This is a genomic window from Pantoea sp. CFSAN033090, from assembly GCF_001264395.1.
Lineage (GTDB): Bacteria > Pseudomonadota > Gammaproteobacteria > Enterobacterales > Enterobacteriaceae > Pantoea > Pantoea agglomerans.
The window spans coordinates 25,022-48,449 of sequence record NZ_LGYX01000005.1 but is presented as its reverse complement, the minus strand read 5'-3'; the positions used below and the strand labels follow the sequence as shown (position 1 = coordinate 48,449).

At 55.2% G+C, this 23,428-nt stretch carries 19 protein-coding genes; 13 read left to right on the top strand and 6 right to left on the bottom strand.

The window, feature by feature from the left end:
* Positions 1-3 precede the first annotated feature (3 nt).
* Complete coding sequence (locus tag AFL22_RS05960; protein ID WP_052270958.1) at positions 4-936, top strand: helix-turn-helix domain-containing protein; 933 nt, start codon at positions 4-6, stop codon at positions 934-936.
* Here the strand turns inward: AFL22_RS05960 and AFL22_RS05955 are convergent.
* A complete protein-coding gene (locus AFL22_RS05955; protein ID WP_052270957.1) occupies positions 921-1,916 on the bottom strand; it encodes an acyltransferase in 996 nt (331 codons plus the stop codon). The two genes, AFL22_RS05960 and AFL22_RS05955, sit on opposite strands and share 16 nt — an antisense overlap.
* A gap of 221 nt (positions 1,917-2,137) precedes the next feature.
* On the opposite strand from AFL22_RS05955, the gene glyQ reads away from it, so the two are divergent.
* The 12 genes from glyQ to AFL22_RS05900 all read left to right on the top strand — a co-directional run bounded on the left by glyQ (position 2,138) and on the right by AFL22_RS05900 (position 17,209).
* Positions 2,138-3,049 (top strand): glycine--tRNA ligase subunit alpha, encoded by a 912-nt coding sequence (glyQ, locus tag AFL22_RS05950; protein ID WP_010258942.1) that lies wholly within the window; start codon positions 2,138-2,140, stop codon positions 3,047-3,049.
* A gap of 9 nt (positions 3,050-3,058) precedes the next feature.
* Positions 3,059-5,128, top strand: coding sequence for a glycine--tRNA ligase subunit beta (gene glyS, locus AFL22_RS05945; protein WP_010258943.1), 2,070 nt, complete (start codon positions 3,059-3,061; stop codon positions 5,126-5,128).
* 377 nt (positions 5,129-5,505) lie between these two features.
* Positions 5,506-5,739, top strand: a complete 234-nt coding sequence (locus AFL22_RS24225) for a hypothetical protein (RefSeq protein WP_071998009.1) — start codon at positions 5,506-5,508, stop codon at positions 5,737-5,739.
* On the top strand, positions 5,702-6,652 hold the full coding sequence (locus tag AFL22_RS05940; RefSeq protein WP_052270956.1) for a hypothetical protein: 951 nt from the start codon (positions 5,702-5,704) through the stop codon (positions 6,650-6,652). Before AFL22_RS24225 ends, AFL22_RS05940 begins: the two co-directional genes overlap by 38 nt.
* Positions 6,649-6,915 (top strand): hypothetical protein, encoded by a 267-nt coding sequence (locus AFL22_RS05935; protein WP_052270955.1) that lies wholly within the window; start codon positions 6,649-6,651, stop codon positions 6,913-6,915. The genes AFL22_RS05940 and AFL22_RS05935 overlap by 4 nt, the downstream gene beginning before the upstream one ends.
* Positions 6,916-6,943: 28 nt before the next feature.
* Positions 6,944-11,920 (top strand): hemagglutinin repeat-containing protein, encoded by a 4,977-nt coding sequence (locus AFL22_RS05930; RefSeq protein WP_082239120.1) that lies wholly within the window; start codon positions 6,944-6,946, stop codon positions 11,918-11,920.
* A gap of 5 nt (positions 11,921-11,925) precedes the next feature.
* Entirely contained in the window at positions 11,926-12,141 is a 216-nt protein-coding gene (locus tag AFL22_RS05925) for an Imm31 family immunity protein (protein ID WP_050482658.1), read from the top strand.
* 197 nt (positions 12,142-12,338) lie between these two features.
* The gene (locus AFL22_RS05920) at positions 12,339-13,736 is read left to right on the top strand and encodes a VENN motif pre-toxin domain-containing protein (protein WP_072123809.1); all 1,398 of its coding nucleotides are present in this window, start codon (positions 12,339-12,341) and stop codon (positions 13,734-13,736) included.
* A gap of 9 nt (positions 13,737-13,745) precedes the next feature.
* Entirely contained in the window at positions 13,746-13,943 is a 198-nt protein-coding gene (locus tag AFL22_RS05915) for a hypothetical protein (RefSeq protein WP_033759390.1), read from the top strand.
* A gap of 775 nt (positions 13,944-14,718) precedes the next feature.
* Positions 14,719-15,981, top strand: a complete 1,263-nt coding sequence (locus AFL22_RS05910; RefSeq protein ID WP_072123808.1) for a glycosyltransferase family 9 protein — start codon at positions 14,719-14,721, stop codon at positions 15,979-15,981.
* 590 nt (positions 15,982-16,571) lie between these two features.
* Positions 16,572-16,850, top strand: coding sequence for a type II toxin-antitoxin system ParD family antitoxin (locus AFL22_RS05905; protein ID WP_052270953.1), 279 nt, complete (start codon positions 16,572-16,574; stop codon positions 16,848-16,850).
* Positions 16,850-17,209: a type II toxin-antitoxin system RelE/ParE family toxin gene (locus AFL22_RS05900; protein ID WP_052270952.1), complete on the top strand. Its 360-nt coding sequence runs from the start codon at positions 16,850-16,852 to the stop codon at positions 17,207-17,209. Before AFL22_RS05905 ends, AFL22_RS05900 begins: the two co-directional genes overlap by 1 nt.
* 57 nt (positions 17,210-17,266) lie before the next feature.
* On the opposite strand, the gene AFL22_RS05895 is transcribed toward AFL22_RS05900, so the two are convergent.
* From AFL22_RS05895 to fdnG, 5 genes are read right to left on the bottom strand one after another with little or no spacing between them, the layout of a single operon-like run.
* The gene (locus AFL22_RS05895) at positions 17,267-17,878 is read right to left on the bottom strand and encodes a glutathione S-transferase (RefSeq protein ID WP_010257484.1); all 612 of its coding nucleotides are present in this window, start codon (positions 17,876-17,878) and stop codon (positions 17,267-17,269) included.
* 21 nt (positions 17,879-17,899) lie between these two features.
* A complete protein-coding gene (fdhE, locus tag AFL22_RS05890; RefSeq protein WP_052270951.1) occupies positions 17,900-18,823 on the bottom strand; it encodes a formate dehydrogenase accessory protein FdhE in 924 nt (307 codons plus the stop codon).
* Positions 18,823-19,464 (bottom strand): formate dehydrogenase cytochrome b556 subunit, encoded by a 642-nt coding sequence (fdoI, locus tag AFL22_RS05885; protein WP_010257478.1) that lies wholly within the window; start codon positions 19,462-19,464, stop codon positions 18,823-18,825. The genes fdhE and fdoI overlap by 1 nt, the downstream gene beginning before the upstream one ends.
* Entirely contained in the window at positions 19,464-20,363 is a 900-nt protein-coding gene (gene fdxH / locus AFL22_RS05880) for a formate dehydrogenase subunit beta (RefSeq protein ID WP_010257476.1), read from the bottom strand. The genes fdoI and fdxH overlap by 1 nt, the downstream gene beginning before the upstream one ends.
* Before the next feature lie 12 nt (positions 20,364-20,375).
* Complete coding sequence (gene fdnG, locus AFL22_RS05875) at positions 20,376-23,426, bottom strand: formate dehydrogenase-N subunit alpha (protein WP_072123807.1); 3,051 nt, start codon at positions 23,424-23,426, stop codon at positions 20,376-20,378.
* Positions 23,427-23,428 lie beyond the last annotated feature (2 nt).

Genomic DNA, 23,428 nt, shown 5'->3' with positions numbered 1-23,428 from the left:
AGCATGACACACACCGTCTGGTTTTTAACCCTGCCCGGCGTGATGGCGCTGGATCTCACCGGACCGGCCGAGACGCTGAAGCTGGCGGGCGATCACTTTACGCTGCGCTACATCGGCCCGCAGCCGGAGGTGGTCTGCTCCACCGGCATGACCATTGGCGGCATCGAACCGTTACCTGATCAGTTGCCCGCCGGGAGTCTGCTGGTGGTGCCTGGCGTCTATGACTCGCAGCTCTGTTACGCCACGCCGCAGGCCGGAGAGGCTCGCGACTGGCTGATGCGCCAGCACGCCGCGCTGCGCGCGCAGACCTTTATGCTGGTCTGCGTCTGCTCGGGAGCGCTGCTGGCGGCGCAGGCAGGCATGCTGGATGACGTGGTCTGCACCACTCATCATGATGTGATTGCCCGTCTGAAAGCCGCGGCCCCGCGCGCACGGGTGCAGGAGAATCGGGTGTTTGTCGGGCATGAGAATATCTGGACCAGCGCAGGCATCACGGCGGGAATCGATCTGGCGCTGCATCTGATTAATCAGCTCTGTGATACGCAAACCGCGCTGGCGGTAGCGCGGGAGATGGTGGTCTGGTTCCGCCGTGCCGGTGACGATCCGCAACTTTCGCCGTGGCTGCGTTACCGCAACCACATGCATCCGGCCATTCACCGGGCGCAGGATCTGATGATTGCCCATCCTGAGCACGGCTGGACCCTGACCGAGCTGGCTGGACGCACGCATGTCAGCAGCCGCCATCTGGCGCGGCTGTTTCGCCAGCATCTGGGGATTAGCGTGCGTGAATACCATGAGCAGCTGCGGGTTGGCGTGGCACGCCAGCGTCAGCAGCAGGGTGAATCTGCCGAAAAAGCGGCGCTGGCGGCGGGGTTTTCATCGGCGCGCCAGCTACGGCGCGCCCGCCAGCGCGAAGCCGATCAGCTGACAAAGTGACGGGTATCGACGCGTTTCAGTGCCATACCCAGCAGCAGGCTGCCGCCCAGCGTCAGCCCGAACACCCAGGGCAGGTCGAGCCACGGACGTGACATATAATCGTAATGATGCGTTCGCAGGTAGTGAATGAACAGCGCATGAAAGCCGTAGATCGGCAGTGAATAGCGTGCAATCACCGTTAAACCCGGCAGCGTGCGCTGGTTCAGGCTGTTTTTAAACACGATCAGCAGGCTGATCGCGGCGATAAACACCAGCGGTCCGCAGTAGAGATACCAGGTGTCATTAAACGCCCCGTTGACGATTAACGCCTGTTTCGTCCCTAACGTAATGCCAATCACACAGGCGATAAACAGCCCGGCAGCCAGCGGCGTCAGGCCGCGGCGGGTCGTTTCCATCGTGCCGATAGCCCGTCCCAGCAGCGCATAGAGCAGGTAGTAGATACTGTCACCGCTGACATAGAGATTAACCGGCAGAAAGTGAAATGACCCCAGCGACTGGCTGACCGTATTGGGGTTGGCGAGCACCGCCAGCACCAGCACCAGCAGCGCCACGTAGCGCGCCTGCACGGTTTTTACCTGGATCAGGGGCGACAGCAGATAGATGCCGATCAGCGCAAAGAAGAACCACAGGTGATAAAACACCGGCTTCTGCAGCATCTTCAGGATTGATCGCCCTTCGCTGATGGGGGTCAGCCAGGTGATATAGGCCAGCGATACCGCGCTGTAGAACAACAGACAGAGCACCAGCCGGAGCATATGGCGCGGCTGGGCGCTGCGTTCGCCGAAAAACAGATAGCCGGAGATCATAAAGAACAGCGGAACACAGACGCGTGATGCTGAGTTCAGCAGATTAGCCGCATCCCAGGTGATGCCAGTCACCGCCAACGGCCCGGTGATATACCAGGTGGTGGTATGAATCACGATCACCATCAGACAGGCAACCGCGCGTAAATTATCGATCCAGTAAATCTTCTGCGGCATGGCATCCTCTTGCGCATCGCGTCCGTGCGCAAAAGGGTAGCCAAATGCGACCAGAGCAACAACTGCTGCCAGCAGGATTCGGAGCCATCTGTATGCCAGCGCCCTGAATCACCGCGAAAACGCGCCGGTAGCGCCTGGGATTTACGGCTGCACATCGCGCGGTCAAAGGGTATACTGTCGGCCTCTTTTTTTAATCTAACCGAAGCGCGTGCACACTCAACATGCAAAAGTTTGATACCAAAACCTTTCAGGGGCTGATCCTGACCTTGCAGGATTACTGGGCGCGTCAGGGCTGCACCATTGTCCAACCGCTGGACATGGAAGTGGGCGCTGGCACTTCACACCCGATGACCTGCCTGCGCGCACTCGGCCCGGAGCCGATCGCCGCCGCTTACGTGCAGCCATCACGCCGTCCTACCGATGGCCGCTACGGTGAAAACCCGAACCGCCTGCAACACTACTACCAGTTCCAGGTGATCATCAAACCCTCACCGGACAACATTCAGGAGCTCTATCTTGGCTCGCTGAAAGAGCTGGGTATGGACCCGACGGTGCATGACATTCGCTTCGTGGAAGATAACTGGGAAAACCCGACGCTGGGTGCCTGGGGACTCGGCTGGGAAGTGTGGCTCAACGGCATGGAAGTGACGCAGTTCACCTACTTCCAGCAGGTTGGCGGCATGGAGTGTAAGCCGGTGACCGGCGAGATCACCTACGGTCTGGAGCGTCTGGCGATGTACATCCAGGGCGTCGACAGCGTTTACGATCTGGTGTGGAGCGACGGTCCGCTGGGCAAAACCACCTACGGCGACGTGTTCCATCAGAACGAAGTGGAGCAATCCACCTATAACTTCGAATACGCCGACGTTGATTTCCTCTTTACCTGCTTCGAGCAGTATGAGAAAGAGGCGCAGCATCTGCTGGCGCTGGAAAAACCGCTGCCACTGCCCGCCTACGAACGCATTCTTAAAGCGGCACACAGCTTCAACCTGCTGGATGCCCGCAAAGCGATCTCGGTAACAGAGCGTCAGCGCTATATTCTGCGCATTCGTACCCTGACCAAAGCCGTGGCTGAAGCTTACTACGCCTCTCGCGAGGCAATGGGCTTCCCGATGTGCAATAACAAAAAGTAAGAGGCAGCCATGACTGAACAAACCTTCCTGGTGGAGATCGGCACCGAAGAGCTGCCACCAAAAGCCCTGCGCAGCCTGGCAGAAGCCTTTGCCGCGCAGGTAACGGCTGAACTGGATGCCGCTAACCTGAGCCACGGCGAGGTCAGCTGGTTTGCTGCGCCGCGTCGTCTGGCGCTGAAAGTCGCCAACCTGAGCGCCTCACAACCCGATCGGGAAGTAGAGAAGCGCGGACCGGCGATCTCTGCTGCGTTTGACGCTGACGGCAACGCGACCAAAGCCGCTGAAGGCTGGGCGCGTGGCAACGGCATTACCGTCGATCAGGCTGAACGTCTCGCCACCGATAAAGGCGAATGGCTGGTTTATCGCGCTCAGGTCAAAGGCGAAGCGGCTCAGGCGCTGCTGCCCGCAATGATCGCTACCGCGCTCAGCAAGCTGCCGGTGCCAAAACTGATGCGCTGGGGCAACAGCGATGTGCAGTTCGTTCGTCCGGTTCACACCGTGACGATGCTGCTGGGCGATGAGCTGATCCCAGGCACCATTCTGGGCATTAAGTCAGATCGGGTTATTCGTGGTCACCGCTTTATGGGTGAAAGCGAAATCACGCTCGACAACGCCGATCAGTACCCTGATGTGCTGGAAAAACGCGGCCAGGTCATTGCCGACTATCAGGTCCGCAAAGCGATGATTAAAGCCGATGCTGAAGCAGCAGCACGCCGTTTAGGCGGCAACGCTGATATCAGCGACAGCCTGCTGGAAGAGGTGACATCGCTGGTGGAGTGGCCGGTGGTCCTGACCGCGACCTTTGAAGAGAAATTCCTCAAGGTGCCTGCGGAAGCGCTGGTCTACACCATGAAAGGCGATCAGAAGTATTTCCCGGTGTATGACAATGACGGCAACCTGATGCCGAACTTCATTTTCGTCACCAACATCGAATCCAGCGATCCGCGTCAGATTATCTCCGGCAACGAGAAGGTGGTACGTCCACGCCTGGCCGATGCGGAGTTCTTCTTTAATACCGACCGCAAAAAGCGTCTGGAAGATCACCTGCCGCGTCTGGAGACGGTGCTGTTCCAGAAAGAGCTGGGCACGCTGCGCGATAAAACCGATCGCATTCAGGCCCTGGCGGGCTGGATTGCCGGTGAAATTGGCGCAGATGTGAATCACGCCACCCGCGCGGGCCTGCTGTCGAAGTGTGACCTGATGACCAACATGGTCTTCGAGTTCACCGACACCCAGGGCGTGATGGGCATGCACTACGCGCGTCACGACGGCGAAGCCGAAGATGTGGCGGTGGCGCTGAATGAGCAGTATCAGCCGCGCTTTGCCGGTGACGATCTGCCGTCCAGCCCTGTCGCCTGTGCACTGGCGATTGCCGATAAAATGGATACGCTGGCCGGTATTTTCGGCATTGGTCAGCATCCAAAAGGTGACAAAGATCCGTTCGCACTGCGTCGTGCGGCGCTGGGCGTGCTGCGTATCATCGTTGAGAAGAACCTGCCGCTCGACCTGCAGACTCTGACCGAAGAAGCGGTGCGCTTGTATGGCAGCAAGCTGAGCAACGCCCGCGTGGTGGATGATGTGATCGACTTTATGCTGGGTCGCTTCCGCGCATGGTATCAGGAAGAGGGTCACAGCATCGACACGCTGCAGGCGGTTCTGGCGCGTCGTCCGACCCGTCCGGCTGACTTTGATGCACGCATGAAAGCGGTGTCGCACTTCCGTACGCTGGAAGCAGCCGCAGCACTGGCGGCGGCGAACAAGCGCGTCTCTAACATTCTGGCAAAATCGACTGAAACGCTGAATGAGAGCGTGCAGGCGTCGCTGCTGAAAGAGAATGAAGAGATCCAGCTGGCGACCTTTGTCACTGCGCTGAGCAGCAAGCTGCAGCCTTACTTCGCTGAAGGTCGTTATCAGGATGCGCTGGTCGAACTGGCACAGCTGCGTACTGCGGTAGACAACTTCTTCGATAAAGTGATGGTTAACGCCGACGATCAGGCGGTGCGGGTTAATCGCCTGACGCTGCTGTCAAAACTGCGTGAGCTGTTCCTGCAGGTCGCGGATATCTCGCTGCTACAGTAATGCTATTTGTTGTGCGAAAAAGGGACGAGCAATCGTCCCTTTTTTTATGGGATTTTTTTGGCCTGATGTCTTCGACTCATACCTGAGTGTGACCGCTATAGCGGCCATTTTTTAGGGTGCAAATGAATACGCTAAAGTGCTCAAACTGCCATTGCCGGTCATCAGGAATCGGCTGTTGTGATGCGCCAGATTATAAATGTTTCATATATATCAAATGGTTACTTGTTAATTTTTCTCCTGTCATACTCTAAAGTTTTTCATCAATCCGGTGGTTAAGAAACCGCCCTAAAAATAGCCAGCCCTCTTGTTTTTCCCCTTTCCTGATGGATAATTCGCCAGAATTTACACCCGGTTACATTTAGTGAAATGGAATTTTCATGAAAAGGATTTGTTTATCGCTCTGTCATCCGCCAGTGCGTCTGCTCGCCATGGTGGCAGGCGCGCTGCTCTGCTCTGCTTTCCCGGTGATGGCAGCCCCGCCAGCCGATAATCCCCGCGAAGAAGGCCAGGCAATTGAAACCGGGCAACAGTTGCGTCAGCAGATGCGTGAAAATAATTCTAAAAGGTGTTTAGATGAATGTCTCAAATATGGATATGCAGCAAAAACTTGAAGTTTCCATCACTAAGGCTGCAAAAATTCTGCCTGGTGATGTCGGTCAACAATTGTTGGCAATGCTGACCCCTCAAGCATTGGCCACAATGGCTGCAATAACTGGTTTATGGGCTGGTGCACACTTTTTGGGTATTGGTGAGTTAGCTGACCTCATTCTGATTGTGGCGGGTTGGGTTGCCGTAGGTGGTGTGGCTGCTGAGGCTTCAAAAAAGCTCTACGAATTCGGTAAGACAACATACAAAGCCAGAACTGAAAGTGATCTTGATGATGCGGCTGTCTGTTTAGCTGCAGCCATTACCATGATTGGCGTAGATACTGTGATGGCGATTTTACTGAAAAAGAACCCTCGCGACGCCTTCAGGCATTCATACAGAAATATACGTATGCCTAAATACAGCGCATCAGTGGGCCGCGCAATGAATGGCCCCCGAAACACTTCTTCATCCTGGCGGTATCGCCCAAAAATCCGCTTTACTGATAAGCAAAATGCCGGGTTAGGTTCAACTAATTTATGGGGTGACATTACTATTGGCAGAGCCTACGACCGCACAGTAAAAACAGCGGAACAAGCGGCTGAGGATGTTCTGGTGGCTATATATCATGAGCGGGTACATTCCTACATTGCGCCAAAGTTTTATCTGCTTCGGGAGCTTAGAGCCTTTATGCATATTAGCTCCTACAACAGGTCATATACTTTACGGTATCTGGAAGAAGCATTTACCGAGATGGTTGGGCTAATGAGAGCGAAAGGGATGTCACCACGTTATGTTATTGATGGTTTCAAATTTCCGTTAACCAATAACTATGAGATTACCTTTACCGCACTTCGACATGAAGCAGCTGGCGTGCTTCTTGGGCCGGTTGTTGTAGGCGGTGCTATGTACAATGTCTATTATGGAATTCAGCAATGATAAACCTAGAAGACGCTAAGAACGCCGCTCGTGACTATGCATCCCGACATAAAGTGGGATGGAGTGAGAAATTTACTTTCATTAAAACGGCTTTTTATGATGGTGTTGAATGCTATATCGTTGAGACTTCTAGCGAAGATGTAGAAAACAAGTCATGGATGGAGATTGAGACCTCTACTCCCGTGAATATTTACGTCGATATGAAAACTGGAAAATGTTTTGGGCATCAGTTTGGTAATAGGGGTTTTAACAAGGGTATTTAATATCCTCAATCATTGACCAGATAATACCGTGTGGCCTGGCCTGGCCTTTGCCGTAGACGGGGTCGCCCGCCATGACGGCGACACAGAACTTACGACGGGTGATAACACATCGGGTCGCCCACTGTTACCGGCTGAACTGGCCCTGACGGCGCTACAACAGCTGGAGAAAGTCGCCACAACCATCCCCAATAATGGTCTGTTCAGCCAGCATACCGCGGCGGGCAGCCCGTATCTGATCGTGACTGACGAGCGTTTTACCAGCAAGAGCAAATTTATCAGCAGCGACTATCTGCTTGAACGGGTGGGTTACGATCCGTCACAGGTGCATAAACGCCTGGGCGACGGTTTTTATGAGCAGCGTCTGGTTCGCGAGCAGGTCCTGAAACTGACCGGCAGGCCTTCCGTTAACGGCTGGGATGCGATGGCGCAGTATCAGGAGCTAATGAACAACGGCTCTAAAGTGGCGCAGGATTTCCATCTGGTGCCGGGCGTGGCGTTGACGCCGCAACAGATTGCGGCGCTGCAACAGGATATCGTCTGGCTGGTCAGCGAAACGGTTGATACGGCAGACGGCCCTCAGACGGTGTGGGTGCCGAAAGTTTATCTGGCACAGACCACGCTGCGCCTGACTGGCGCGGGCGCGGTGATTGGCGGCGGTAATCTGCAGCTCTCGGCAGAGAGCGTGACCAATGCCGGTAACCTCTTTGCGGATCAGGCGCTCTCCATCGACAGCGGGCAGTTTCAGCACCTGGGTGGCGATATCAAGGCGGGCAGCATTGATGTGAAGGCGGAGACGCTGACGATCAGCACCGATCTGCAGAATGCCCTGCGTCAGGCGACGATGAGTGCTGGGGATATCAGCCTCAGTGGCACCGATATCCGGCTGCATGGCGCGAAACTCAATGCCACCAATAACCTCAGTCTGAGCGCGCGCAACAACCTTGAGATCGGTGCCGCGAAAAGCAGTCACAGCGGCAGCCTGAACGTTATCTCCGGGGCGATGGGCAACCGCACCAGCAGCGGCATAGAAGAAGCGGGCAGGCGCATGGCGCAGGTCAGCGGCGAGTGGCAGCAGGCAAAGGGCAGCGAGCTTAACGCCGGTGGCAATCTTCTGCTCTCGGCCGGTCGTGACCTGACGCTGACCGGTAGCCAGGCCAGCGCCTCCGGCTCCGCCCGGGTTCAGGCTGGCGGCGACATCCGCATCGGCGCTGAAACCACCACCAATACCACCCATCTTGAGGCCGACAGCCGGACCTCGTCGGTCAGCAACAGTCGCACGGAAGATCGTCTTTTGCTCAGCACCCTGAGCGGCGCTCAGGGTGTGACGCTGGTGGCGGGTAATAACCTGCTGGCCGAAGGCGCGCAGGTTGACAGTACCCAGGGCCGCATCGGCGTCAGCGCGCAGAACGTCACCATTAAAGATGCGCGGGCCAGCCTGCTCGATCAGGACAGCGAAAACAAGCGTGAGGGTAATACCCGCACCCATCGTGAAGAAGAAAGCGTGCGCGAGAGCAGCACCGGTAGCACCTTCAGCGGGCAGCAGGGCGTAACAGTGATTGGGCGCGAGGGCGACGTCACCGTGACCGGCAGTACGCTTCACAGCGAACAGGGCGCGGTCGGGCTTCAGGCGAAACAGGACGTGGTGCTCAACACCGCCACCGAACGTGAGTCACTCTATAGTGAAGAACGCTCAGAGAATAAAGGCCTGCTGAACAAAAGTAGCAGTCACAGCGTGACGCGGGACGTTACCACCCGTGAGAACGGCAGCCTGCTGAGCGGCGAAAGTGTCACGGTCATTGCCGGGCGCGACCTGACGGTGACCGGCTCGGCGGTGGCCGCAGACCAGGACGTCAGTCTGCGGGCCGGACGCGACGTGGAGATCGGCGCGGCAACCGAGACCGACAGCCACTACCAGCTGAAAGAAAAGAAAAAAAGCGGGCTGATGAGCAGCGGCGGCATCGGCTTCACCGTCGGCAAGCAGTCCACGCGGCACGAAATTGATGAGAAAGGCACTACCCAGAGCCAGAGCGTCAGCACCATCGGCAGCAGCCAGGGCAGCGTGGATATCACGGCGGGCAACCGGCTGCACGTCGGCGGCGCAGACCTGGTGGCAGGTCAGGACATGAACCTGACGGGCGACAGCGTAACTATCGACCCGGGCTTTGATTCACGCAGCCGTAAGGAAACCTTCGAGCAGAAACAGAGCGGTCTGAGCATCGCCCTGTCAGGCACGGCAGGCAGCGCGCTCAACACGGCAGTGAGCAGCGCGCAGCAGGCGAGGAAGTCGGGTGGCGGGCGTGTCAGCGCACTGCAGAACACCCAGGCGGCGCTGAACGGGGTGCAGGCGGCGCAGGCAGCTCAGATGGACGGGCTTAACACCGCCGCCGCAGACGCACACAATGCCGCCGGCGACCTGAAGCCGGGGCAGGACGGCTATCAGGCGGGCTCGACCAACACCATCGGCGTCAGCGCCTCGTACGGCAGTCAGTCGTCGAAAAGCGAAACGCGTACCGAGAGCAGTCAGTCGAAGGGCAGTACGCTGACGGTGGGCCGGAATCTGACCGTCACGGCAACCGGCAAAAACGGTACGGCGCAGAGCGGCGACATCAGCATCGCCGGCAGCCAGCTGAAGGCGGGCGGCGACCTGGGCCTGGATGCGTTGCGGGACATCCTGCTGCAGTCGGCGCAGAACACGCAGAGCACCGATGGGAAAAACAGCAGCAAGGGCGGCAGCGTCGGCGTAGGCATCGGCGTGGGTTCAGGCGGCTACGGCATCAGCGTGTCGGCGAGCGTCAACGCGGCGAAGGGCAGCGAAAAAGGCAACGGGCTGACGCACAGCGAGACCACGCTGGACGCGGGCAACCGGCTCAGCCTGACCAGCGGGCGCGACATCACGCTCACGGGCGCGCAGGCAAACGGTGAGAGCGTGAAGGTGGACGCGGGCCGCAACCTGACGCTGACCTCAGAGCAGGACAGCGACCGCTACGACAGCAAGCAGCAGAGCGCCAGCGCGGGCGGCAGCTTTACCTTCGGCTCAATGACCGGGTCGGCGAACGTGAACGTGAGCCGGGATAAGATGCACAGCACCTGGCAGAGCGTGGCGGAGCAGACCGGGATATTTGCCGGGAAGGGCGGCTTTGACGTGACGGTCGGGGAGCATACGCAGCTGAACGGCGCGGTCATCAGCTCAACGGCCTCCGCCGATAAGAACCGGCTCGACACCGGCACGCTGGGCTTCGGCGACATAGAGAACCACGCTGACTATAAGGTGGAGCACCAGAGCGCGGGCATGAGCACGGGCGGCAGCGTGGGCGGTCAGTTCGTCGGGAACATGGCGAACGGGATGCTGGCGGGGCTGAACGACAGCGGCAGCGCGGACTCCACCACGAAGTCGGCGGTGAGCGAAGGCACGATAATCATCCGCGACCCGTCGAAGCAGAAGCAGGACGTGGCAGGGCTGAGCCGCGACGTAGCGAACGCGAACCCGGGGCTGGACGTCATCTTTGACAAGGAGAAGGAGCAGAACCGGCTGAAGGCGGCGCAGCTTATCGGGGAAATCGGGGCTCAGGCGGGAGATATCGCACGGACGCAGGGCCAGATAGCGGGCCTGAAGGCGCAGCAGGACCCGGCGGCTCTTCAGGCGGCGCGTGAGCAGCTGGCGGCAAGCGGTAAGCCTTATACGGAAGCCGATATATCGCAGCGGGCGTATGACAACGCGATGAAGCCGTTCGGCACGGGTTCGTCGCTGCAGCAGGGCATCAGCGCGGTGACGGCGGCGGTGCAGGGCCTGTCGGGCGGGAACGTGGCGCAGGCGTTAAGCGGCGCGTCGGCACCGTACCTGGCGGAAAAGATACATGAGCTGACCACGGACGCGAACGGTAAGGTAAATGTCCAGGCGAACCTGATGGCGCACGCGGTGCTGGGTGCGGTAACCTCGTACGCGGCGGGCAATGCTGCGCTGGCCGGAGCCTCGGGCGCGATGATGGGCGAATACATCGCGCAGCAGCTGTATCCGGGGGTTAAGCGCAGTGACCTGTCTGAGGAGCAGCGGCAGACGATAAGCGCGCTGGGTACGCTGGCGGCGGGTCTTGCGGGCGGCGTTGTGGGTGACAGCACGGCGGATGTTGTTGCGGGGGCTCAGGCGGGTAAGAACGCGGTTGAGAATAATGCGCTGCACGCCGAAGGCGAGAAGCAGCGTCAGGATGCGAAGTGGTCGCTGCCGTATCTGGAAGCCGAAAAGAAACAGCATGCTGAGAAGTTAATCAGTGACCTGAATGCGAAAGATAAGGCATTCGATGCAGCGTTAGACTCAGCCTGTAAAGGGCTTTCTTCAGCAGCCTGCCAGGGAATGCGGCAGGAACTGGCAGCGATGTCGAAGAGTTATGACCAGCAGCTCGACGGCCAGTATATCGGCACGATGGGCAGCGTTTATAAAGAAGGAAAAGGTCAGGTTGACGCGCTGATGTGGCAGTATGCCTCGGCGGATGCGAAAGCGGAGCGCGAAGCCAACGTTAACCGTATCGCTGAAAACTGGGGTGTGAGTAAGGAGACAGCAGACGGCCTCTATACCGCGATGGCTGGCGTTCATACCACAGCGGCGATTGGTGGCGCGGTTTATGGGATGAAGGGAAGTAGTTCGGCGCAGACAGGTAAGAATCCCGCTTATATAGAAGAGCCACCTTTCAATCCCTCAGGCACAGGCGGAGCTGCGCAACCGTGGTCGACTAAAGGTCGTATCAACTATGTTCAGCTACCGAATGAAGGTAAAATTCGTTATATACCGCCAGAGGGGTACTCTGCATCTCAACCTCTGCCAAGAGGCCCAAATAAAGGTTACATTGACAAGTTTGGGAATGAATGGGTTAAAGGCCCATCTCGTACAGCGGGCCAGGCATTTGAGTGGGATGTCCAGTTATCACGAACAGGTAAAGCTCAGTTAGGTTGGGCAACGCGAGATGGCTCTCACCTTAATATCTCCCTTGATGGAAAAGTTACGCATAAGTGAAAACTATGAAAATAGATTTTTATCAAGAAGTAGAAATTAAAGCGGATGCTAAAAATAGTAAGTACGCAAAATGCAAGGGAGTCGTTCTTGGAATCAGCGAGGAGGAGAATACTGTCTTTGGTTACTCTGTAGTAATTCATGGGAAAGAAAACACAGTGTACTTCGATAAAGATGATGTTTCCCCCACTGGTATTACCTTCAGTCGAGAAGACTTTTATTGATAAAAAGCCCGGCTATAATGTGCTGACTCCATAAAGTTGGACATCCAACAAGTAGGGGTTCACTTCATTAATAGCCGGTTTGTTTTATCAGCCCCTACGCAAAATGCCCGTCATCACGCTTAAACTTCGGCGCGTCACTGGTGCTGTGCATCGCACCAGGAAACTCCGTCAGCCACTGCGCCACCTTCTTCCGGTTGATGGGCACCACGCTTAAGCCCTCGACGCAGCCCCACAGTTCGCGGGTGGCGGGCCTGAAGGTGCAGAAAGATCCGGAAGCACTGGCGGCTGCGAGGGAAGAGCTGGCCAAAAAAGGGAAGCTGAACCCGACGGCAGATGAAATAGCGAAGCAGGCTTATGATACGGCGATGAAGCCGTTCGGCACGGGTTCGTCGCTGCAGCAGGGCATCAGCGCGGTGACGGCGGCGGTGCAGGGCCTGTCGGGCGGGAACGTGGCGCAGGCGATAAGCGGCGCGTCGGCACCGTACCTGGCGGAAAAGATACATGAGCTGACCACGGACGCGAACGGTAAGGTTAATGTCCAGGCGAACCTGATGGCGCACGCGGTGCTGGGTGCGGTAACCTCGTACGCGGCGGGCAATGCTGCGCTGGCCGGAGCCTCGGGCGCGGTGATGGGCGAGTACATCGCGCAGCAGCTGTATCCGGGCGTTAAACGTGAAGACCTGTCTGAGGAGCAGCGGCAGACGATAAGTGCGCTGGGTACGCTGGCGGCGGGTCTTGCGGGCGGCGTAGCGGGTGACAGCACGGCGGATGCGGTGGCGGGGGCGCAGGCGGGTAAGAACGCGGTTGAAAACAATAATCTTGCACTGGTTGCGCGTGGTTGTGCCGCACTTTCACCGTGCCGGAATAAGGTTGCAGAGCAGTTGCTGGAGATTGGTGCGAAAGCCGGAATCACAGGACTTGCCGGAGTGGCCATTAAAGATGTAGCTGATAAAATAACCTCCGACGAACTGGAGCATCTTGTTACCCTGCAAATGATGGGTAACGACGAGATCACAAGAAAGTATCTCAGTTCGCTTCATGATAAATATGCGCCTGTTCATACCGGTGGTGACCAGATAGCTGGGTCAGGTCCAGCCAACACAGGTGGAAATCAGCAGTTAGATCCAAATGATACGCCGACCAACACTGGTAATAATCAGGCTTCAGGACAGGGAGCTACTAATACCGGTAATACGGAAGGAAAACCTGATACTGTTGGGAATATCTTAGTCAATCCGGGAGCCGATCCTCTCACGAAGAAAGACATAGTTTATCTTTCAGAGAATTCAAACAGCAAGATAGATACTGTCATTAATGAGACCTTATCTGGTAAGAAAAACTTCACCAGCTCAACAACTTTGAGTTCAGATGAAGCGTTAGCTGCTGGTTTAAAATTCTTAGTAACGGGATATAAAGAGATTGGAAAACCAGGATCTGGTGTTTACCATAGTGCTGATGGGACAAAAGAATTTAGGTTTGACTCAGGTTCAATTGGTGGTGCCCATGCGCCGGGAGTTCCACACGTACATTTTGGTGTGAAAAATCCTACAACAGGCAAGTATATTTCGAACAACCATGTTCCTTATAAAGACTAAGGAAGCAAAATGCTCTTAAAGAAAGGCATCGTTAATGATGGCGAATATGCTGGATGGGAAATTCAAATTGTCGATGATACAGAGGGTGAAACAGGAGGGTTCTACCTAATTTTAAGTAGCGGAGAGGCTGAGGTTTTTGATTATTGGTTTGAGAAAAGACAGTTCCTAGATAATCAGTTAGCTGATTTTAATGTGGAATGGAATTAGTACAAAAATCCCGGCCAGTTGGCCGGGATTTTTGCTTTTACGCCCTAAAAACCCCATCCTCCCGCCGCCATGACCGACGTGCGCCGGGTGCAGCGGTGACCTCCTGTTGTTCAGCGTCGGTAATATCGGACTCGATGATCCAGTCGCCATCCATCATCTATTCACCATACCGATATCGACCAACTGGTATCTTCAATCGTAGGTAAAGTGAGGGACAGGAAATGTTTTGTCATTACCGCCATGCCGTGGCGGTAATGACAAAATAACCTGGTCTGGGCTTCGCCCCGAGACCCCAAAGTGGATCAGGTTGAACGGCCCACATAAAAAACAGGCTTTCCCGTCAATAATCAACTCACCATTACCTCTGAAAGCGTTTACCCTGGCGCTATGTCCGTAATAAGTATTCGGGAAGTAATGTTAAAAATAGCTGATTCTATTCAATGATTACCTTTGAGTGGGTTATTTATCAGAGCTTGCCATTAGTGAAATTTCAGTGAGTAACTTATATTTAGCAACCTGAGTTGTCATATCACGGCGCATGATGCAGTAAGGTTAATGGGAACGATAATGGCTGGGTGTTTTTAGCAAAAATCCAATCAGTGATGTTAATTGAATGATGATCCTGCAGAACGATTAAATATTATTGTATAGCGTAAGCGTTTCAGGATGTTGTAGAATCACATGATTATTAAAAGGTTAATATAAATAAAAGACGATTGATTTAAGTGATTTTTGTATCAAATAAAAGATCTTATCAGGAAGCAGGAAGGGTGAAATGAATAAGGATGTGAGGATCACCGTATCAAAGGGACCATTCAAAAAAATACGCGAATGGAATCGAAGAAAAAACTACTATCTTAAAGAGGTGAAACTCGAGGCAAGAATCTCTATTGCAAAGCTTCTGTGGGATAAACGGAAAAAAGTCTCCTTTGAACCTGACTCCGTGAAAACTGTACTGCTTGTTCGCAATGAAGGAAAAGTGGGTGATATCATCGTTTCGATGCCACTCATCAGGTCACTTCATCAGGCTGGCTATGCAGTAGATTTGCTGGTAACTGAAGCCTGTTACGACATAATAAAATACAGCCCTTTTATCAGGCATATTTATAAGGCAGGAAATTGCAGTTATAACCATTACCTGAAGTCTTTTTATCATACCGTTTCACAAGCAACGATGAAAATGCTAAATAGAAATAAGTATGATCTGATTATCGATCCTTGCTTATCCGAAACGCCGGTGCATCGAATGAAGTTATTTCGGGATATCAATGCCAGATTCGTTATTGGCCTAAATAAGCAATCTGACATCAGCCATTACACAGTTTCGGTTCCCTATAAAAATGAAAAGCAGCATGTTACAGAGTTACTTTCTTTGATAAGTAAAAGCATTGGCGTTAAAGCGACAGGCAATTTCACTTACAGTCTTCATTTTCCTGATGTTGTGCTTGATGAGGTGAGGCACTTTCTTAGTCCCTGGAAAAGTAAGAAAAAAATTGTTATTAATGCTTTTGCTGGCACGCCGGAAAGGAACTTCTCACAACAGCAATTGCTGGAAATTATTAATATGATTAATAATAACAGCAGAGAGGTGAAAATCATCACCCTGGATCATCGTAATGAAATAGCGGTGCCGCTTCCTGGAAATGTTGTGAAAAATCCCTTTTATACTTTGCATCATGTGATGGCATTAATTAAAGAATCGGATATGGTGATAACGCCAGATACATCAATTGTACATATCTCTGCTGCGTGGAAAAAACCTCTTATCGCCGTTTACAAAAATGCGCCTAATAATAATATGTGGGCGCCAGGCTATGAAAACGCAAGCCACATCATTGTTCATGATGATAAAACATCCGATGCTGAGAATATCCCTGAGCGTATTTTTAAAGAGGTAATCCGCAGGAATTTATTGGGCAAGCGTGAGATGAAATTTCAGGAATCCGTATCGGTGATCGAGTTGAAAGAACCTGTTCGTACGCACGGTTATCATGCTCCCGACTGCTGTATCGCCTCCTCTGATCAGCTCTGCTGCTGACCAGCAGATAAATCGTCCTGCCGTGCCATACACCATTGTCCTTCTTAAGTGGCTGGCTTAGAAAGCTCTCAAGCCGCAGCGGCACCATATCTTTCAGAGCAGATACATACGCTGACTATCACGAAAGGGGCTGACGGCAAAGATGTGGTGAATACTGAAGCGAACCTGATTGTGCATGCGATGGGGTATGCAGCTGGGTAAAAATTTGCCTGAAAACAATAACCTTTAATCCCCAAAAAGCCAGGTAATAGATTGAGAGGCGCCTCTGAAAAACGGATTGTTTTTTCGGCGGGTTTTGTGTGATTTTTTTATTCCTGAATCCCTCTTCAGCTCTTTTAAACAGCCAGCTATTCAATCTTTAAGTCCAGGTTATGCACATTATAATCTGTATGGTTTTTACCCTGTCCGATAATGACAGTGCCTGAACCGCTGATAAGATGTGCTATCGCGCTGTTGAAAACCGGACACCCTCGACGACATCTGTAAGTCCCCAATTCTCAGGAGAGAGCGACACAACAGAGTGTGAAACTGACAGCTGCCAGAAAGGTGAGTATGATTAAATCCTATCAGGCAGAAGAAAGAGGTTACCCATGAGAACAACACAGCAGATGAGTATCACGCTGCCCAATGAAATGGCAGCACAGGTTAAGGCACGTGTTGCCAGCGGCGAATATGCATCGGAAAGCGAAGTGATCCGTGAAGGATTGCGTGCGCTGATGGCACGGGATCATGCCGTGGAACAATGGCTGCATGAAAAGGTAGTGCCCGCCTGGGAAGCGCTTCAAAGTGGCGAAACACAAAGCCTGAGCGCTAACGACCTCAGGAACAGACTAAAATCGGAACACAGGAAGGCAACCGGGGAGGAGTAATGGTTTACAGGGTGGTGTTCGCACCAGAGGCGCAGGAACAACTGGCAGAACTTTACCGTTATATCGCGCAAGCAGCGACACCCTATACCGCTTTAAACTTTACGGAAAACGTCATCGATTATTGTGAGTCTCTTGCACAGTTCCCACATAGAGGGAACTGTCGTGATGATCTTCTGCCAGGACTGAGAATCACCAATTACCGCAGACGGACAATAATTGCTTTCATGCTGTCTGAGAAAACAGTGAGTGTTTTAGGCATATGGCATGGCGGGCAGGATTATGAAAATGACCTGTCTGGAGACGAAATTGACTGGGTTGTCAGACCAGCAGGCCGATTATATTTTTCCTGTGCAGCGTAACAAAATGTCGCTTCCATGCCTGCCCGGGGCGCTTTGATAGTTATTTCGCCTGACCCATCACGCCGCAGGCGGCGTCGTCCTTGCAAAGCTCTCACGCTGAAACAGCGTTTCCGCCAGTTTCACCAGCGCCGGTCGTTCGACACACCAGTTCGGCACTACGCGACGGAAATTGAGGTAGCCGATCATGCAACCGGTGGCGATATCCGCCAGATTGAGCTGGCCGTTGTTAAGCCATTTCCCCTCTGCCGCCTTCGCTTCCAGCATGTCGAGGCTGCGCTGAATCTTTTCACGATTGCGCAACAGCACCTCTTCCGACTGCAAATCCCCCGGACGCATCTGCTCGCGCACGATCACCAGCGCGGCATCGCTGACGCCATCCGCCAGCTTCTCCAGCTGACGGATGTTAAGCGATTCAAGCGGATCGGCAGGCAGCAGAGCAGGCTCCACGCCACGCAGTTCCAGAAACTCCGCAATGATGCTGGAATCGAACCAGATTTGCTTATCGTCAGCGACCAGCGCCGGAACTTTGCCCAGCGGATTGTAGTGCGGCACGTGGCTGTCATCGCTGTAAGGCGATGCGTTAACGAATTCAAAAGTAATGCCTTTTTCCAGCATGATAATCGAAATCTTACGCACAAACGGGCTGGTATAGCTGCCAATCAGTTTCATCGGGTTCTCCAGAGTCAGTGACTATTCGCCAGGAAACATAAAGGGATTGAGACTGCTGCGTGCGAAGCCTTCCTGCTCCATTTTGGCATCCAGTATCAGCGATGCCAGGTCATCTGCCACCGGTTCAATGGCCGGATCTTTCTCCTGATAGAGCATCTTCAGGTAAGTGCCGCAGTCGCCACAGCTCTCTGCTTTCACCGCCGCCCGTTCGCTGTCGATCGACCAGTAATGCAGATCACGGGACTGTTCGCACTGGGTACATTTGCTGCGCACCACATGCCATTCACTTTCGCACAGATTACAGTGCAGATAGCGCGCGCCTTCATGACTGCCCATATGCACCACGCTGGCGACTGGCATACTGGCGCAGACCGGACAGAACTGGCGCTGATCGCCCATCTCAGCGCGTGCTTTGCCTGGGATCAGGGCCGCCATCTGCGCCCAGTAGAGCGAAAGCGCCGCCCAGATAAAGGGTGCTTTGTCGCTGCTGACCAGCGCATACTCGCCGGTAAACAGCGCGCTGGCCAGCGTTTCCAGCTCAGTGGCGGACGCCTTCTCCAGATTCTCCAGCACCGCCAGTGCCTGACCGCTCATCTCTGGCTTCAGCTCGGCAATCAGTGAATGCAGCAGTCGCTGCCAGTGGGGATCGCGCGGCAGGGTATGAATATTCAGCGGCGGCTTGCCCTCGCTGGCGCTCTGCGTCAGGCGGGCATGCAGGTCGATGTGCAGCGGATGGTCATACAGCACAATCTCCTGCGCTTCAGCGATCACCGCCGCAAAGCGCAGGTAGTCGCCGAGTGGGTTTTTCGCCGCCAGGTCACGCAGTCGCGCAGCACGACGGCTGTATAAATTTTTCAGCCGTGGAAAAAGTAACGGCGGAATCATCTCCGCCGTTGTCTTTTCGCCTTTCTCCAGCTGATCTTGCGGGATTATGCGAATACTCATCAGGGGCGTTTTTCCTGTTTTATTGGCGGATTACGCTGCTCGCGATACCAGCGAGGATGGTGCTGCCTGGCCCATTCGGCGCTGACCCAGCCTTCCACCATCGCGGTCAGTGTGCCTTTGACCCACAACGCAGCATAAATGTGCACCATAATGACGATGATCAGCGCCACCGCTGACACCGAATGTACCACCAACGCCAGACGAATCAGCGGAATGGCGAAGGCATCGGCAAAGTAAGGTCGCCAGATCACGATGCCACTGGCAAGCAGCAACACTAAGCTGATAATAGCAGCCCAGAACACACACTTCTGACCAAAGTTATATTTACCGGTATCACCCACCTCTTCATTCAGCGCAATCCGGTGAATGTTTCTGGCCCAGTAAAGGTCATCGCGATTAATCAGGTTGTGTTTCCAGTAACGCAAAAACATCAGCATAAAAGCAACGAACATCACCACGCCGACAAAAGGATGCAGAATACGCGCCAGCTGTGGTGTGCCAAATATCTGCATCAGCCAGTTGAACGACGGAAAGAAAAACCCTAATCCGCTTAACGCGGCCATGACAAAGCAAATCGCGACAATCCAGTGATTGATGCGTTCGGGTGCGCGGTAACGCACCAGATGATCGGGCTTTTTCATTATTTGCGCTCCTCAGGGTGATCGTCGTTGTCGTCGTGCTCTTCAGTGACGCGATTCGGGCCAACGCCAACATAGTGAAAAATAGAGGCGGCGAACGTAGCGGCAAAACCCACCGCCGCCAGCGGTTTCCAGATCCCCTTCCAGAAGGTCACCGTCGGGCTGATGCCCGGGTTAGCAGGCAGTCCGTGATAGAGCTGAGGCTTGTCGGCATGATGCAGCACATACATCACGTGGGTGCCGCCCACGCCTTCCGGGTTGTAGAGGCCAGCCTGCGCAAACCCGCGCGACTTCAGCTCCGCCACGCGTTCCTCCGCCAGCGTCAGCATGTCGCTTTTGCTGCCGAAATGAATGGCGCCGGTCGGACAGGTCTTCACACAGGCAGGCTCCTGGCCGACGCTGACGCGATCCACGCACAGGGTGCATTTGTAGGCGCGGTTATCCTCTTTGTTGAGCCGCGGCACGTTGAACGGGCAACCCGCAATGCAGTAGCCGCAGCCGATACACTGCTCAGACTGGAAATCGACGATGCCGTTGGCGTACTGAATAATGGCACCTGCCGACGGACAGGCTTTCAGGCAGCCGGGATCGGCGCAGTGCATGCAGCCATCTTTGCGAATCAGCCAGGCCAGCTTGCCATTCTCTTCAACTTCCGAGAAGCGCATCACCGTCCAGGATTTGGCGGTCAAATCGGTAGGGTTGTCATAGACCCCGATGTTATGACCGACTTCATCGCGGATGTCGTTCCATTCGGAGCAGGCGACCTGACAGCCTTTGCAGCCAATACAGGTGGTGACGTCAATTAGCTTCGCAACTTCACGCTGGTGATCGCGCGCCTGTGGCGGTGGGGTAAAGCCGTTGGTCGCTGAGCGACGGATAATATCTTGTGATTGATAAGCCATTGTCATCTACCGTTACGCTTTTTCCACTTTCACTAAAAATCCCTTGTACTCCGGGGTCTGCGAGTTGGCATCGCCAACCGACGGCGTCAGCGTATTGGCGAGGAAGCCTTTACGCGTGGTGCCTTCAAAGCCCCAGTGACAGGGAATACCCACGGTATCAACCGGCTTGCCGTCAATCATCAGACGCTGCAGACGACGTGTTACCACCGCTTTGGCTTTGATATAGCCACGGCGCGACGAGACTTTGACGCTGTCTCCGGCCTTGATGCCTTTCTCCTCTGCCAGTTCGGTGCCGATTTCAACAAACTGCTCCGGCTGCGCAATCGCGTTCAGCAGGGCATGTTTGGTCCAGTGCCGGAACAGTTCGGTGATGGAGTAGGTGGTGGCGACGCAGGGATAGTCAGCGGCCTCGCCCAGTTGCGCGGCGTCGCTGCTGAACAGTCGAACGACCGGACTATGACGCTGCTGCGGATTCATAGGATTGTCGGCGAGCGGGCTTTCCATCGGTTCGTAATGTTCCGGGAAGGGGCCGTCGGCCATCTTATCGAGCGCAAACAGGTGGCCAAGACCATCGGGCTGCATGATAAACGGACCGGCCTGCTGCTGCGGCGACAGCGTTACCGGATAATCCGGCACGTCAATGCCGTGCCAGCGAGTGCCATCCCACTCAATCAGGCGGCGATTCGGATCCCAGGCTTTACCCTGCGCATCCGCGGAGGCGCGGTTGTAGAGAATGCGGCGGTTAGCCGGCCACGCCCAGGCCCAGCCGGAGACCGCGCCCAGCCCCGATGGGTCGGCGTTGTCGCGTCGTGCCATCTGGTTGCCTTCCGGCGTCCAGCTGCCGCTGTAGATCCAGCAGGCGCTGGCGGTGGTGCCGTCGTTACGCAGCTCTGAGAAGCTGTTGAGCTGCTGGCCTTTTTTCAGCAACAACTTGCCGCTGGCGTCGTAAATGTCGGCCAGCGCCTGACCGTTGTTCTCCTGCGCCACCTCTTCCGGCTCAGGATTAGACGGATCGCGGTAGTCCCAGCGCATTGCCATCAGCGGTTCAGGGTTTGCACCGCCTTCCAGGCGATAGAGCGCGCGCAGACGCATGAACAGATTGCCGAGGATTTTACCGTCGTGCAGTGCTTCAGCGGGCGGCTCTGCGGCCGCCCAGTGCCACTGCAGCCAGCGCGACGAGTTCGCCACCGATCCCGACTCTTCAGCGAAGCAGGAAGAGGGCAGACGGAACACTTCGGTCTGGATTGTCGACGGATCCACATCGTTGAACTCGTCGTGATGCTGCCAGAAGCTGGCGGTTTCGGTGCGAAGCGGATCGATCACCACCATATATTTGAGGCGGGACAGTGCCCGGACCGCTTTATTTTTGTCCGGGAAGGCGGCCAGCAGGTTGAAGCCCTGAATCAGACAGCCGTTCAGCGCGCCCTGTTCCATCATCTCCGCCTGCGCCATGCAGTCGTAGCTCTTATCCCACTTCGGCAGCCAGTCGTAGCCCCACTGGTTTTCCGCTGTGGCCTTATCGCCGTAGAAACTCTTCATCAGGCTGACGAAAAATTTGTCGGTGTTCTGCCAGTAGTTGACCTGATCCGGCAGTGCCGCAACCGGCGTGACCTGCTGCAGGTAGGTTGCCAAAGTGGTCATCTTCTCGGAGGGCAGTGGCAGATAGCCCGGCAGACTCTGCGCCAGCAGGCCGAGATCGGTGTAGCCCTGCACGTTGGAGTGGCCGCGCAGCGCGTTAATACCGCCGCCTGGCATCCCGATATTACCCAGCAGCAGCTGAATCATCGCCGCCGTGCGGATAATCTGCGAACCGTTGGTGTGGTGAGTCCAGCCCAGCGCATAGAGAATAGTCGCGGTGCGATTCGGCACACAGGTTGAGGCCAGCTGCCTGCACACCGCAATAAAGGATTCCTGCGAGGTCCCGCACAGGCGCGTCACCATTTCCGGGGTGTAACGGCTGGCATGGGTTTTCAGCAGGTTCAGCACGCAGCGTGGGTGAGTGAAGCTCTCATCGCGTTTCGCATGGCCGTTTTCATCCAGCTCATAGTGCCAGCTCTGACGATCATACTGACGGGTTTCAGCATCGTAACCGCTGAACAATCCGTCGCTGAAGCTGAAGCCTTCGCTGACAATCAGGGCGGCATTGGTGAAGGCGCGAACATACTCCTGCTGAATCTGATTGTGTTGCAGCAGATAGTTGATCACCCCCATCAGGAAAACCACATCGCTGCCGGCACGCAGTGGCGCGTAGAGATCGGCGACCGCCGCAGAGCGGTTAAAGCGTGGATCGACCACGATGACCTGCGCATTGTTATGGGTTTTGGCTTCAATCACCCATTTAAAGCCAACCGGATGAGCCTCGGCGGGGTTGCCGCCCATGATCATCACCACATTGGCGTTTTTGATGTCGTTCCAGTTATTGGTCATTGCACCACGACCAAAGCTGGGGGCCAGCGCGGCCACGGTCGGGCCGTGACACAGGCGCGCCTGGTTTTCCAGCGCCAGAATACCCAGCGAGCGGGCAAATTTCTGATCGAGCAGGCCGGTTTCATTACTGGCGGCGGAAGAGCAGAGCATGGCGGTAGTCGGCCAGCGGTTTACCGTGACGCCAGCGGCATTGGTGGCCTGGAAATTGGCATCGCGATCCTGCTTCATCAGGCGGGCTATGCGGTCAAATGCCTCATCCCAGCTGATGCGCTGCCATTTATCCGAGCCTGGCGCGCGGTATTCCGGGTATTTCAGTCGCTGTTCACTGTGAATAAAGTCGAGCACGCCCGCGCCTTTGGGGCAGAGCGATCCACGACTGACCGGATGGTCAGGATCGCCTTCAATATGGTAAATCGAGGCGCGGGCATTTTTAGCGCCATCACCCAGGCTGTAAATCAGCATGCCGCAGCCGACTGAGCAGTAGGTGCAGTTATTACGTGTCTCTCTGGCGCGAATGAGTTTGAACTCTCTGACGCTGGCTAAGGCTGTGGTGGGGGCAAAACCGAGTAACGCCGCGCTGGTGCCCGCCAACCCGCCAGCACAGATTTTGAAAAAACTCCGTCTGTTAATTTGCATTT

Bases quoted from the DNA above. Each gene is read 5' to 3' on its own strand.
- AFL22_RS05920 (WP_072123809.1), top strand. From the start codon at position 12,339: ATGGGCACCACGCTTAAGCCCTCGACGCAGCCCCACAGTTCGCGGGTG.
- fdhE (WP_052270951.1), bottom strand. From the start codon at position 18,823: ATGAGTATTCGCATAATCCCGCAAGATCAGCTGGAGAAAGGCGAAAAG.
- AFL22_RS05940 (WP_052270956.1), top strand. From the start codon at position 5,702: ATGAATGTCTCAAATATGGATATGCAGCAAAAACTTGAAGTTTCCATC.
- AFL22_RS05935 (WP_052270955.1), top strand. From the start codon at position 6,649: ATGATAAACCTAGAAGACGCTAAGAACGCCGCTCGTGACTATGCATCC.
- AFL22_RS05910 (WP_072123808.1), top strand. From the start codon at position 14,719: ATGAATAAGGATGTGAGGATCACCGTATCAAAGGGACCATTCAAAAAA.
- AFL22_RS05905 (WP_052270953.1), top strand. From the start codon at position 16,572: ATGAGAACAACACAGCAGATGAGTATCACGCTGCCCAATGAAATGGCA.
- glyS (WP_010258943.1), top strand. From the start codon at position 3,059: ATGACTGAACAAACCTTCCTGGTGGAGATCGGCACCGAAGAGCTGCCA.
- glyQ (WP_010258942.1), top strand. From the start codon at position 2,138: ATGCAAAAGTTTGATACCAAAACCTTTCAGGGGCTGATCCTGACCTTG.
- AFL22_RS24225 (WP_071998009.1), top strand. From the start codon at position 5,506: ATGAAAAGGATTTGTTTATCGCTCTGTCATCCGCCAGTGCGTCTGCTC.
- AFL22_RS05895 (WP_010257484.1), bottom strand. From the start codon at position 17,878: ATGAAACTGATTGGCAGCTATACCAGCCCGTTTGTGCGTAAGATTTCG.
- fdoI (WP_010257478.1), bottom strand. From the start codon at position 19,464: ATGAAAAAGCCCGATCATCTGGTGCGTTACCGCGCACCCGAACGCATC.
- AFL22_RS05900 (WP_052270952.1), top strand. From the start codon at position 16,850: ATGGTTTACAGGGTGGTGTTCGCACCAGAGGCGCAGGAACAACTGGCA.
- AFL22_RS05955 (WP_052270957.1), bottom strand. From the start codon at position 1,916: ATGCCGCAGAAGATTTACTGGATCGATAATTTACGCGCGGTTGCCTGT.
- fdnG (WP_072123807.1), bottom strand. From the start codon at position 23,426: ATGCAAATTAACAGACGGAGTTTTTTCAAAATCTGTGCTGGCGGGTTG.
- AFL22_RS05925 (WP_050482658.1), top strand. From the start codon at position 11,926: ATGAAAATAGATTTTTATCAAGAAGTAGAAATTAAAGCGGATGCTAAA.
- AFL22_RS05915 (WP_033759390.1), top strand. From the start codon at position 13,746: ATGCTCTTAAAGAAAGGCATCGTTAATGATGGCGAATATGCTGGATGG.
- fdxH (WP_010257476.1), bottom strand. From the start codon at position 20,363: ATGGCTTATCAATCACAAGATATTATCCGTCGCTCAGCGACCAACGGC.
- AFL22_RS05960 (WP_052270958.1), top strand. From the start codon at position 4: ATGACACACACCGTCTGGTTTTTAACCCTGCCCGGCGTGATGGCGCTG.